The following is a 13021-nucleotide window of genomic DNA, read 5'->3' as shown; positions in this document are numbered from 1 at the left end:
AAGCCACCTCCCCGAAACTAAGACTTCAACACCATACCTCGATAGGGGAATTCTGTATCGGTGGGAGGGACGTTGAAGCCTTCGACCCGACTCGAAGCTGCCCAATATGTCGGCGGGTAGAGGACTGGTGAATATAGGACATCTTCACGAAGCTTGTCGTAGAAGACCTGCAATGCGGCCAACTGAGCTTCAACTCCCACCGCTTCAGTGGCAGCTGCGATGAGTGGATCCAGACTTGGATCGAGCGCGACCTTGCCGTCGGACCCGCTTTCTATCGTGGATAGGAACAGAAGTGTCACCGAGCCGAATGGATCATAGGGAGCGCCATAGGTCTGAAAGATTGCGATGTCATATTCGCGCTTAGGAATCTCGGAATGGCGGGAGGCATGGTCGACGGAATGCACCGTGACGTTTATGCCTATTTCACCAAGCTGCTGCTGAAGAATTTCGCCAAACACCTTGGAGCCGGCGATAAAATCGTCTGAAACTAGAAGCTCCAGGGACAAGTTCTTGCCACTCTTCGAGCGGTACGGCGCGCCCGTCCAACCGGCGTTCTCGAGCAGTTGCTTCGCTTGCTCGACGTCGCGAACGGGTGCGTCATGCCTCGTGCCAGACAAGGGCACGGTGGGCCCGAGAAGATCACCAGCCGGAGCGGCGTCGCCATTGAAGAGCACAGCCGATACGGCAGTCCGGTCGTAGCCAACATCAATCGCCTGTCGTACGGCCTTCTCCGCAAGGGCGGGGTTCCTTTGAGTATTGAAGGAAAGCACCATCGTCATCGAGCCCTGCGCGGTGATGACGTTGATTCCCGCCCGCCGCAAGGTGTCCGCCTCCTGCGATGTCAGCGCAGCGGCTCCGCCGCCGACAATGTCCAGTTCATCAGAACGCATGGCATCAACACGGGAACGAGAATCCGGCATAACGGTAATCTCGATCCCGGAAAAAGATGGCTTATCTCCCCAATATTTATCATTGCGGATGAAAGAACTGCCGGAGGTCGAATTTGCTTGAACAATCCACGGCCCAGTTCCAACCGGTGCCTTGAGGGTTCCGTCCTCGTTGACGGAAATGGGAGACAGGAAACGTACGGGCCGAACATAGCTGAGTTCATACATGAGCCCCGGTACGGGCTGCGTAAACTTGATCTCGATCGTGTGCTCGTCGATCTTCTGGACACCCGAGAAAAACTTGGAGGCGTTGATCCAGGAATTGTCCGCAACACCCATCCAGAGTTTCAGGTTCCAGATAGCCGAATCCGCGTCGAAGGGATGCCCGTCGGTAAAGCTTACATTCTTCCGCAAATTCAGCGTCAATCGAGTGTCGTTGTCGGAAAGGCTCCAGGATTCTGCGAGGCAGGGTACCGGAGCACCCCTTTCCCCATATCTGATCAATGGCTCGTAAATGAGATCTTGCAGTTGGAACTGGGCGACATAGTCACGCGCGTCCAGATTGGTGGACGCTTTGGCCACCGCGACACGCAAGGTTCCCGTGTGGTTGTCGGCCATGGCAGACCTGATCAGGCCGTCCAACCCCAACAGGAGTGGTGCAGTGGCGAAAGACGTTAGAATGTTGCGACGCGTAAGTGTCATTGAGCTTTCTCCATCGCCCTTTTCCCCATTTTACCTCGCGAGCCGGACGGGCTGCCTCCGCGCGGTTCCGATCTTTCCTCTTGCCGGATTATTTTGGTGAGTCGCCGAAGTGGTGTTGCCGCGATCGTTTCCGCAAACGCCGTCCGAACCAAGGGCAGAACCTCTTTCCAATTCGGCACGGCCGGTATCCACTCCAGCTGTCACATGTAATTTTAAGGAAGGTGACATGGCGCAGATCATGCCGTCTAATATTTTTATCAGCACGAGCTATTCTCGAGGGTTATAGGATGGGATCATCGACGTTCATAAAGTCGGGGCAATGAGATTGCGTTGACCCTGGCAGAATCTCCCATACCGCAGGGATGATTGGCCTCCCTCCGCCCGTTCTCCGAGGTAACGGGCAGGCGAAATGGCGAGGCATTCGCCCCAAGCGCCCGTGAGGTTTTCTCCGATTTTGTGTGATCGCCGATCAGGATCGCAAGGCTTGCGGGCGCATCCTTGAGGCAGCGCGGCCACAACGCACCCTCATGTTCGCCTGCAAAAAGGGCCAAAGATACGAACGGCTGGCAATGATCTCATTATCTATGAACTGCTTGCATGAGATTATTCCCCAAAGTTATTAGTAGAGACACTCGCCTGGCCATAGCGTCAAGTATCTGGTTTTTGATAACAAGGGTGGTTCTGGATGGGCAATCGAAGTGCCACTGATCCAGGGAAACACGAGGAATTCACTCCCCGCGAAATCGAGGTGTTCGCCTCGGTTATGCTGCACGGAACAACGACGAAGGCAGCGGACGCTCTGGACATCACGCAACCGGCCGTTAGCAAGATGCTGCAGCACCTTGCGGAGAAGGCCGGCTTCCAGCTTTTCAGGAAGACCCGGCAACGTCTCATTCCGACGCCGGAGGCGCATATGCTGCACGCTGAAGTGCAACGGGTTTTTGAGTCGGCACGAGGTATTTCGCGTGCGGCTAGAGATATCCGTGAACTACGCAGCGGCCGGCTGAACGTATGTGCATTACCAGCTTTTGGACTCACGTTACTTCCGTCGCTGATCACCAGCTTTTCCCAACTTCATCCATCAGTCTCGATCTCGCTGGAGATCCGGAGCTCGATAACCGTTATCCAGCGGGCGAGCCGTAACCAGTTGGACATCGGAATCGGCGTTACCTCATCGGAAGAAAACCCATCAATCGTTCGCCGCGCCTTGACGGCAACTCCGCCGGTTTGCGTGATGCCTGCCGGCCACAAGCTCTCACAATTGCAGGTCATTCAGGCGGACGATCTCGACGGCATCAACTTCATTTCGATGGGATCATCAGATCCAATGCGGCGGCAACTCGACGCCTTGTGCGTGGAGCGTGGGGTGAACCGTTCACTCAAAGTGGAGTCGAGCCTTTCAAGTACCTGCATCAGTCTTGTGGCGTGCGGCATGGGCGTAACCGTCGTTGATCGCTTGTCCGCCTGGACGGCGCGCGACCTACCGATCGAGATCAGGGATTTCCGGCCTCATCTCGATCTCAATCTCAGTGTCTATCGACCATGGGGCGTGATCGCATCCACGGCAGCCGATGCGTTCACCGAACATCTCATCCAGGGCACGCGCAGCTATATGAACGGGGTAGAGGAAGGCATCCTGAACCTCGTGCGCTGAGTTCATAACTTTTCGCCCGATGCGTGCGGCCCCAACTCAATTGACCGATTTTGATCCCGAAGCGACTGTCGCCGCATCTGGCGGCAGCAAAAAGCTAGTTCAGCAAGCTCTGGCCGCCGATGCAACAGCAATGGAAACCAAATTGATGTCAGACATCCAAAGGCTAGAAACAAACGAAAAATTGAGCCGTGTGGTTATCCATCAGGGGGTGGCATATCTCTCGGGCCTGACAGCCGATGACAGAAGTGCCGATGCTTTCGGGCAGACTCTACAGGTGCTGCGGAAGGCTGACGCGCTTCTTGGCAAGGCTCAGTCGGACAAATCGAAAATTCTGTCAGCGCAAATTTGGATGCGCGACATCAACGAGTTTGATGAGATGAACAGGGCATGGATCACATGGCTCGAAGGCACGGTTCCTCCCGCACGCGCTACCGTGGGCGCGACCTTCGCGCTCCCGGACATCCATGTGGAAATCCAATTCACTGCCGCCGTCTGACCGTGTCAGCGAAGGGGAGGGGTCTTGCGGCCCCGCAATTCATGCAATAGCTGCGAAGAGGCGCTTCACATCCTCTTCGTCGTTATAGACGTGAGGAGAGATCCGTAGTTTCTTTCCACGCACGGTCGCAAAAATTCCCTGGCTCTTGAGGTGTTCGGAAAGTCCCTCTATCGGCCTGTCGCCAAGATCGACGATTGCAATATGCGGGGCTCGAAAGCGGTTGTCAGACACCGTTAGATCGAGCTTCGCAGCTTCGTCCCAGATCAATTGGTTGAGGTAATCAAGCCGGGAAAACACGGTTGGGACGCTCCACTCACTCAAGAGGCGAAGAGAAGCGGTCGCAACTGGCAGTACCGCGAAATCGGAGCGTTCGCCCATGTCAAATCGCCGGGCGCCTGGTAGAAACTCAGCCACATCTACCGCATAGAAGTCCGATTTATCGCCGCCTACACGGTTCCACGAATGGTGTTCGAGAGGCTTGCCTGTCGAATGCCATCGGCGGTCCGCGTAAAGAAACGCGAGCCGATATGGCCCGAGAAGGAATTTGTAGGTCGCGAAAACGAGAAAATCCGGACGCACCGTCTTGACATCGAAAGGCAGCGCTCCCACCCACTGGGTTCCATCGACGACGACACAGGCGCCAACCTCCCGTGCGGCGGATGCGATTGCCTCCAGGTCAACCGACATTCCCTCGAACCAGTGCACCATCGTACCTGCGACGACAGCGACCGGCACGCTGGACGACCCGATCGTCGAGATGATCGCAGACGTCCAGTCATTGTCGGCGGGCCGTTTCGCGATTGTGATCGACGCACCTTTCTTCTCCGCAAGTTCGTACCAGACATACCGATGCGACGGATGTTCGTTCTCCATGAGGATGATCGTCGAGCCGGGCTCCACAGGCACGTTGGCCGCGGCAACTGCTGTACCGTAGCTTGTGGCAGCAACGATTGCGATATCGTCCGCATCCGCGTTGATCATCGAAGCGGCCAGTGTCCGTGCATCCTCGACCTCGTCGTAGTACGACCCGATGGACATCTTCCAGGGCGACGCTTTCACCGCCGTCCCGGCTATGCCAGCCTGCAGCGATATTTTCGGGATTGGAGACATGTATGCGGCGTCGAGATAGGAGATCGACCTTGGGAGATCGAAAAGATCACGTTGGCAGTCCAGCATACGATCACACCTCGAAATCAATGGGCGTGCCAAGCGACTTTTCGCGGGCAACGCAGTAAACGAAATTCGCAAGTTCGATATCCTGCGCCGGGACGCCGAGAGAACGGTATAGAGTGATCTCCGCATCGGTAGTGCGGCCGGGGATGGCGCCTTCCAACATCGCGCCGACTTCTCCGCGGATGTCGTCTCGGCTAGCAACCCCGAGCTTGAAAGCTTCGACCATCTCTCCGGCCGCGATGAGCGCCATTGGCATGTAGTCGACCCAAATGCTCGATCTGCGCACGCATTCCAGGTCGAGTTCGCGGCATTGAGACACGCTTGCGCCGACGGCGTTGATGTGAATCCCCGGAGGCAGCCATTCGCCGAACAGTACCGGCTCCTGCGCCGAGGTTGTGGTGCAGACAATGTCCGCTTCTACCAGGGCGTCTCTTGCGGATGGGAAGACCAATGTCTGAAAGCCTGCGCTCGCCTGTTCTTCGGCGAAACGCGACGCCTTCCCAGGATTTCGCCCCCAGATGTGAAGCCGCTTGATAGGCCGCACCTTCGAGATCGTTTCTATGTGGCGTCGCGCCTGTTCGCCATATCCAAAGATCGCAAGGATTGAGGAGTCGGCGCGAGATAGTGCTCTGGTAGCGACGGCACTCGCTGCCGCTGTGCGCCAGGCGGTCAATTCCCCGCCATCGACCAGTGCAACCGGACTGCCATTTTCCTTATCAAAGAGGATGATAGCTCCTCGATGAGAAGGCAGCCCCAGGGCGAAGTTGTCAGGAAAGATAGAGAGGACTTTCGCACCGAACAGGTCACGGTCGGAGAGCGCCGCGTACATTACGGATAGGCAAGTTCCTTCCGACCCAGGCAGCGTCAGCGTTCGTCGGACATCTTGGCTCGCAACGCCGTTCGACGTCTTGCGTAGGGCTGCTTCTGCGATCTCGAGCGACAGTTCGATCGAGAGCGCAGCTCGAATGGCATTTTTGTCGAGCACCATAAAAGCTGGTGCTTGATGATCGGCACTCAACATGCATGCGTCCCTGGGCAATTTTCGTGCAGCCTATCACCGGCACTACCGGACTCATCCGCGAAGTTCATAACTTTAAAGCATAAACCACACGTTGCTGGATCGTTGACGATGCATGTCGCTCTCAGCAGAATACGCCAGCAGAGACAGCCGCTTCCAAGACGAACTCGGCTGCATGCTGAGATGCCGAAAGCATTCCTGGGATAAAGCGCTCGGAGCAATAATATATGCGTGCTATCGTTATAGGATCAGGAGTTATTGGTACCTCCGTTGCATACGAGTTGGCGAAAGCGGGAGCGAAAGTTTCTGTCCTTGAGCAGGGTAGAGTTGCTTCTGGCGCTTCCGCGGTAAGTTTTGCTTGGACCAATGCCAACGGCAAAAGACCTCGCGAATACCATGCGCTCAATGTCGCTGGTATGCGCGCCTATATCGATCTCGCCCGTGAGTTCGAGGGCGCGGGCTGGTTCAACCAAACAGGCAGTTTCGAATGGTGGACCACGGAGGCTGCACAGGCAAAGCAGCTGGCGGGAGTAAAGCTTGAACAGGAATGGGGGTATGGCGTCGATTTCATCTCCCGGGATCGCGTTGCCGCGATGGAGCCCGACCTCGATGTTCGGGCGATAGGTGAGGCGCCTATCGTCTATTACCCCGAAGAGGGCTGGATCGATCCAGTTCTGTACGCAGCTTGCCTGTTGCGCAGTGCGTGCGAACGCTGGGGCGCGCAGGTGTACACCGGCACGCAAGTCAAGTCGTTGGAGACGCGGTCTGGACGCGTTTCAGGCGTGCGCACGGCGGCCGGCGAACGATTTGAAGCTGACATTGTGGTGAATTGCGCAGGGGGGGCATCCAAAGACAGCTTGGGCGAGATTCCCGGCATCCCAATGAAGTCGTCAATCGGCGTTCTGGCGTTCACTCAGCCAGTGGCGATGACCTTGAGACGGCAGTTCCACGCTGACGATCTCGATGTCCGTCCCGACGGCGCAGGCCGCCTGATGCTTCATAAAATATCAGTCGACGATCAGCTCTCCGAACCGAAACTGCTTCGGCCCGATGGCATCGAAGCGACCACCATCCTCAATGCTGCACGTGAGCTGCTTCCAGCGCTCGAGGCAGTCAGCATCGAGGCCGTCAGGACGACGGTTCGCCCGATTCCCGGCGACGGATTGAGCTGCGCCGGCCCGATGCCGCAAGTCGATGGGTATTATGTTGGCGTGACACATAGCGGTGTCACGATCGCCCCGCAGATGGCGCGGTTGCTGGCTGATGAGATTGTTCACGGGAACATCCGCGAAGAACTCGCCATGTTCAGACCAGCGCGCTTCTTCGGCGGAGCCCCTGGCAGCGTCGTACCCAAATCCGCGGTTGCCGGCCCCAGCCACGACTGAGCATTCAGGCAAGTCAAGCACCGAGGTGTGGCGCTGCCGTAGGAGATCAACCAGTCCGGAATTCGAATCGAACAAATGAGCGCAGCCTCGGAAAGGGGCGACAATCAAAAGGAAGCGCAAGGGTCGAAGGCTACGCAGAAGACAGGTCATAACCATAACAGGGGAACTCAGATGACACTTCTTTCACGCAGAACTCTATTGCTGGGATCGGCGGCCATTGGCGGCCTCTTGGTCACCGGTGTTGGTACGAATCAAGCTTCGGCAGAAGAAGGCAACACGTTGCGACTGCCGATCGGTCGCGCAGCGGGAAATCTCGATCCGCAGCGTTATGTCGGCATCTTCGCCGTGCAGGATATGATCTTCGACCCGCTCGTGCACTACTCTTCGGGCGGCAAGATCGAACCGGCTCTGGCTGCCTCGTGGGACAAGTCACCCGATGACAAAGTATACACGTTCAAGCTTCGCCCCGAGGTGACGTTCACGGATGGCGAGCCTTGGAACGCCGAAGCGGCAAAGTGGAATCTGGATCGCTGGCTTCCGAAGGAAGACTACAACTGGATGCGTATCAGCGCGAATCTCGACAAGATCGAGATCGTCGACCCGATGACGATCGCAATCCATTTCAAGCAGCCGACTCCCACGGCTCTCGTAGAGTTTTCCTATGTCAGGCCCGTAAGGTTCCTGAGCCCTAAAGCAGTTGATGGAGAGGGTAAGTACGCATCTCCTGTGGGAACCGGTCCGTGGAAGATCGAGAAGGACGCGCCTGAGGGCACCGACCTCATTCCCAACGAAAAGTACTGGGGGGCAAAGCCTTCTGTTGACAAGGTTTCGCTGATTGTCATGCCGGACGCACGCAGTCGGATGTCGGCGCTACGAGCAGGCGACATCGACGCGATGGGCGGACAGTTCATCGCTCCCGTCAGTCCTCAGGATGCGAAGACCCTTGAGTCTTCCGGCATGACCGTGGTGACCGACACGGGCACGGATACGATTGTGCTCGGCTTCAACCCGCGCATCGATACTTTTAAGGATGTGCGTGTTCGCGAGGCGTTCAACCTGCTTATCGACCGCGAGGGCATCTGCAAGGCAGTGATGAAGGGTTTTGCCACGCCTACGATGAACCTTTATCCCGAGGTGATCGCCTATTCGGGAACCCGATTTGAAGTTCCGAAGCGTGACCTGGAAAAAGCTAAGAGCCTGCTCGACGAGGCCGGTTGGGTTGGAGAGCCTGTCCGATCCAAGGACGGCAAGCAGCTGAACATCGATCTTGTCATATCCGAAGACGCGGTCCCGAGCTCCCGGGCCCTAGGCGAGGTTATACAGGCGTTGCTTTCGGAAGCCGGTATCGGCGTGAAGTTGCGCAACGTCGACCACGCTACGCGTCACGGTGATATTCCGGAGTTCAAGTATGATCTCTCGCTGTTTATAACCAACGGCGCGCCGTATGACCCCTTCAATTCAATTGGTTTGATGGTCCTCTCGACGATCGAACCGGGAACGGACGGAAAGATCTACGAGGACAAGGCGGTTGACCCACTGATCCTCAAGGCACTCTCGGCTCCGGAGCCCGAGCGGGCTGAGGCATTCCAGGCCGTTTTCACCTGGCTGCATGACAACTGGGCGATGATGCCGCTGTTCCACGCCCAGCGAATCTGGGCGCACAATGATCGCGTCAAGGCTTTTGCCATACCCGCGACAGAATACGAGATGCCGCTGAAAGGCATATCTCTTTAAGCTGTACCTGTGCCTCGGCTTCGCGCCGAGGCACCCGCAGTCTCAGGAAAGCCAAAGGTTCGCCATGCTGAGAATAGCCATGAAGCGCGGTGTTTCCGCCGCCATCCTCATCGCCATCGCCTCTGTGTTCTCTTTCATCTTGATCGCAGCGTTTCCCGGAAACGTGGCCGCGCTCATAGCTGAGTTGAGAGGCGGCTTTGTGTCGCACAAGGTCGTTGAGCAGGTGGCGATCGAATACGGCCTGAACGATCCGCTGCCATTGCGATATGTGCACTGGCTCGGCGATGTGTTGCAGGGCGATTTCGGAAGGTCGCTGCGAACCGGTCAGCCGGTCTCAGAAGCCATAATGGAACGCCTTGAGCCCACTCTGGTTCTTATTGCTGGCGGCGGCATTGTCATGCTGATCGTTGGTGTCGGGCTCAGCTTCATGGGTGCCATGTGGCCTAACGGAACGACAGACCGGATGATCCGCGCCTTCGCCGTTTTGAACGTGTCGATCCCAAAATTTTTCCTAGCATCAATGCTCATTTATGCGTTCGGCGTGACGTGGAACGTGTTTCCCACTTTCGGCTTCAGGGGACTTTCCAGTTGGATTTTGCCGAGCATCGCCATTGGGGTTGTTCCAGGTGCGCTCCTCAGCCGCGTCGCACGGGTCGCGCTGGAGGAAACTATGAGCAAGCCTTATGTCATCACCGCGATCAGCAAAGGCTTCAGCAGACGAAGAATTCTGTTTCGCGACGCCTTGCCGAATATCGTCCCGGTCGTTTTGACAGCGTTTGGAATGGCGCTGGCCCAGATGGTGCCCAACGCGTTCATCATCGAACCGATTTTTTCGTGGCAAGGTCTTGGCGCCTATTTTGTTGAGGCAGCTCGCTTCCGGGATCTCCCAGTACTGCAGGCGTGCCTGCTGATCTTCTCCGTGCTGTTCATTGTGGTGAATCTCGTCGTCGACCTGATCGTCATTGTCGTCGATCCGCTTCAACGTCGAGCTGCGAGGGCCTGATCATGAGTTCGATAAAATCATTCTTTCGCAGCGTCGGCTGGCCGATCTCGCTGATGATCGGGTTCTTTGTCTTCATCGCGACCTTCGGCTCACTGGTCAGCCCTTATGACCCGAATACGCAAAACCTCCTTGCTCCAACTGAATCGTTTTCAGGAGTCTACTGGCTGGGCACCGACAACCTCGGGCGCGACGTGCTCAGCCGACTTATTGCGGGTGCCCAGACCACGCTCGTGGGTGTGACCATTGTCCTGTTTCTTGCCGGCATATTTGGAATGTTGGTTGGGACCATATCCGGCTATTTCGGTGGCTGGATCGACGAAATCCTCATGCGTATGGTCGACTTCGGCCTCAGTGTGCCTAGTCTCGTGGTGGCGCTGGCGATCGTTGGTGTATTCGGTCCTAGCTATTGGAATATGATCATTGCGCTGGCGATCGCCTGGACGCCAATCTATGCCCGGCTGACGCGAGGTGTGGTGGCGGCGGCAGTAAACCAGCCGCATATCGAAAGCCTTCGCGTTTTGGGCGCCAGCCGACTCAGGATCATATTCAAACATCTGGTGCCGGTCGCATTGGGATCCGTGCTGATCTACGCGAGCGCGGACGTCGGTATTTTGGCCCTCGCGATCGCTAACTTGAGCTTTCTGGGGCTCGGTGTGCAGCCGCCGCAAGCGGAGTGGGGACAGATGCTGGTTTCGAGCCTGCCCTATCTTGAAGAAGCACCGCGCCTGGTGATCCTTCCGGGGCTCGCGCTTACCATCATGGTCGTAGGTTTCAACCTGTTCGGCGAGAAGATCGCGCTGTCCAAGAACCCGCGCCGGATGACCAAGCGGAGCTTGGCCGCCCGCAAGAAACTGTTCATGAAGGAGATCGCGACATGAGCACTGGGAGTTCCCCAACACCTGCATTGCTCGAAGTCTCCAATCTGTCGGTGACGCTCCATACGGCGAGAACCAGCGTCAAGCCGGTCGATGGCGTGAGCTACCGTGTGAACGAAGGCGAGGTCCTGGCGATTGTCGGCGAAAGCGGCAGCGGCAAGACCATCCTCAACATGGCGCCGCTATCTCTGCTTCCGACGGGACTCGACGCTGAAATAGAGGGGACGGTGAAATTCAACGGCCTCGACATCCTGCGAGCGCCTGAGCAACAAATGCGCAAACTGCGTGGCGGCGAGATCGGCGTCATATTTCAGGATCCGTTGAGTTCTCTCAACCCGGTCCGACGCATTGGAAGGCAGATCGCCGAGGTCTCGGAATTGCACCTTGGCATGACTGCGGCGCAGGCCGACAAACGAGCCGCCGAACTGCTGGCGTTGGTCGGGCTACCCGATCCACTAAGCCGACTGCAGCAGTATCCGCACGAGCTTTCCGGCGGTATGCGCCAGCGCGTTGGCATAGCGATGAGCATTGCCGGCGAGCCCAAGCTCCTCATAGCGGATGAGCCTACCACCGCGCTCGATGTCACGGTTCAGGCTCAGATCGTGGAGCTGCTGAAAGACCTACAGAGGCGCCTGCAGATGGCCATCGTCATCATCACTCACGATTTTGGTGTGGTCTCCGGCATGGCGACCAAGGTGGCGGTGATGTACGCCGGCCGGCTGTCAGAACTGGGTCCGGTGGACGACGTGCTGATGACGCCGGTCCACCCCTACACCAAAGGTCTGCTCGGTTCAGTTCCATCGCTAAATGCAGACATTGGTTCGAAATTTATTGGTCTTCCTGGCCAGCCGCCAGATCTGTCTCGGTTGATACGCGGTTGTGCGTTCACGCCACGCTGCGCTTCGGCGCTGCAGAGCTGCAGCGCCACTCAACCGCACTTGCTTTCAGTACCAGGAGAGTCGTCGACGCACGTCGCCGCATGCCCGGTCATCATCAACAAGCTTGCGCGAGTGATGGAAGATGCCTGAGAACCTCATTGAGATCGTCGATCTCAAAACTCACTTTCGCGACCGCCACACAGGGGCTGAGATTAAGGCCTGTGATGGCGTGAGCCTGAAGATTGGCGCGGGCGAGATTGTAGGATTGGTCGGGGAGTCGGGATGCGGAAAATCGACACTGGGTCGCACGATCGTCGGTCTCGAGAGCGCCAAATCCGGAGAGATCCGATTCAAGGGCGAAAATTTCCTGGCTATGAGCGGCAAGCATTTGTTCGAACGAAGGCGCAAGATCCAATACATCTTTCAGGATCCGCTTTCCTCGCTGAGTTCCCGACAGACGATTGGTCAGGCGATCGATGAAGCGCTGCTCATCAATGGGGAGAACAACCATTCTGCGCGGGCGGCACATGTCAAAGAACTCTTGGACCAAGTGGGGCTGCCCGAACAGATAATGGAGCGCTATCCGCGCGAGATGTCGGGTGGCCAACGTCAACGCGTGTGTATCGCGCGATCGCTTGCTGCCAACCCAACCGTACTCATATGCGATGAGCCTGTCAGTTCGCTCGATGTCTCCATCAGAGCGCAAATCATGAACCTGTTTCTGAAGCTGCGCGATGATTTCGGAATGTCATGTCTTCTCATTGCGCACGATCTGGCCATCGTTCGCCAGGCCGCACAGCGCGTCTACGTGATGTATCTCGGCCGCGTCATGGAAGAAGGTGAGAGCGGCGCGCTCTATAGCCAGCCCGCACATCCGTATACACAGGCGCTGCTCAGCGCTGTCCCGTCGACAAATCCAGTTGAGGAGCGCGAACGTCAGCGGATCATTCTAAAGGGAGATGTGCCAAGCCCTGTGAATCCGCCGACCGGATGCCGTTTTCGTACGCGCTGCCCTGCCGTGCAAAGTGTTTGTGAGACATCGCCTCCGGTCAACAGCTTGTCGGAATCGCATCTCGCAAGTTGTCATTTCGCTGGTCGGATCAAAGCGGGTATCCTGCAGGAATACGACGTGAGACAAGTCGGATAAACCGGCGTGGGAGACGGAGAGGCCCAGGTTCTCCAATATTGATGCGTACTCGCGGCGCCGAATACGGCT

General features: G+C 57.1%; 11 protein-coding genes. 8 read left to right on the top strand and 3 right to left on the bottom strand.

The genetic code is table 11. The features are described from left to right. Positions 1-17 precede the first annotated feature (17 nt). A complete protein-coding gene (locus tag X771_RS163500; RefSeq protein ID WP_023686273.1) occupies positions 18-1589 on the bottom strand; it encodes an ABC transporter substrate-binding protein in 1572 nt (523 codons plus the stop codon). Positions 1590-2274: 685 nt separating this feature from the next. Between X771_RS163500 and X771_RS0133155 the strand changes: the two genes are divergently transcribed. Beyond that, positions 2275-3243 (top strand): LysR substrate-binding domain-containing protein, encoded by a 969-nt coding sequence (locus tag X771_RS0133155; protein ID WP_023683342.1) that lies wholly within the window; start codon positions 2275-2277, stop codon positions 3241-3243. 40 nt (positions 3244-3283) lie between these two features. After that, positions 3284-3739, top strand: coding sequence for a RidA family protein (locus X771_RS163505; protein ID WP_245261772.1), 456 nt, complete (start codon positions 3284-3286; stop codon positions 3737-3739). 39 nt (positions 3740-3778) lie between these two features. Here the strand turns inward: X771_RS163505 and X771_RS163510 are convergent, their stop codons facing one another. Continuing rightward, a complete protein-coding gene (locus tag X771_RS163510; RefSeq protein ID WP_023683340.1) occupies positions 3779-4915 on the bottom strand; it encodes an aminotransferase class V-fold PLP-dependent enzyme in 1137 nt (378 codons plus the stop codon). 4 nt (positions 4916-4919) lie between these two features. Continuing rightward, the gene (locus X771_RS163515; RefSeq protein ID WP_050587383.1) at positions 4920-5933 is read right to left on the bottom strand and encodes an ornithine cyclodeaminase family protein; all 1014 of its coding nucleotides are present in this window, start codon (positions 5931-5933) and stop codon (positions 4920-4922) included. Between the two features lie 224 nt (positions 5934-6157). Here X771_RS163515 and X771_RS163520 point away from each other — a divergent pair, with 224 nt between their 5' ends. From X771_RS163520 to X771_RS163545, 6 genes are all read left to right on the top strand, one after another. Further along, positions 6158-7315, top strand: coding sequence for an FAD-binding oxidoreductase (locus X771_RS163520; protein ID WP_081727304.1), 1158 nt, complete (start codon positions 6158-6160; stop codon positions 7313-7315). Positions 7316-7486: 171 nt separating this feature from the next. Continuing rightward, a complete protein-coding gene (locus X771_RS163525) occupies positions 7487-9049 on the top strand; it encodes an ABC transporter substrate-binding protein (RefSeq protein WP_031202376.1) in 1563 nt (520 codons plus the stop codon). Positions 9050-9113: 64 nt separating this feature from the next. After that, positions 9114-10052 (top strand): ABC transporter permease, encoded by a 939-nt coding sequence (locus X771_RS163530; protein ID WP_023686269.1) that lies wholly within the window; start codon positions 9114-9116, stop codon positions 10050-10052. A 2-nt stretch (positions 10053-10054) separates the two neighbouring features. Further along, positions 10055-10930, top strand: a complete 876-nt coding sequence (locus tag X771_RS163535) for an ABC transporter permease (RefSeq protein WP_023683335.1) — start codon at positions 10055-10057, stop codon at positions 10928-10930. Then, a complete protein-coding gene (locus X771_RS163540) occupies positions 10927-11955 on the top strand; it encodes an ABC transporter ATP-binding protein (RefSeq protein ID WP_031202375.1) in 1029 nt (342 codons plus the stop codon). The genes X771_RS163535 and X771_RS163540 overlap by 4 nt, the downstream gene beginning before the upstream one ends. Next, positions 11948-12952, top strand: coding sequence for an ABC transporter ATP-binding protein (locus tag X771_RS163545; RefSeq protein WP_023686268.1), 1005 nt, complete (start codon positions 11948-11950; stop codon positions 12950-12952). The genes X771_RS163540 and X771_RS163545 overlap by 8 nt, the downstream gene beginning before the upstream one ends. Positions 12953-13021 lie beyond the last annotated feature (69 nt).

The sequence above is a fragment of the Mesorhizobium sp. LSJC269B00 genome (assembly GCF_000502815.1).
In the GTDB taxonomy this organism is placed as follows: domain Bacteria; phylum Pseudomonadota; class Alphaproteobacteria; order Rhizobiales; family Rhizobiaceae; genus Mesorhizobium.
This window is presented reverse-complemented; position numbering and strand designations above follow the sequence as displayed.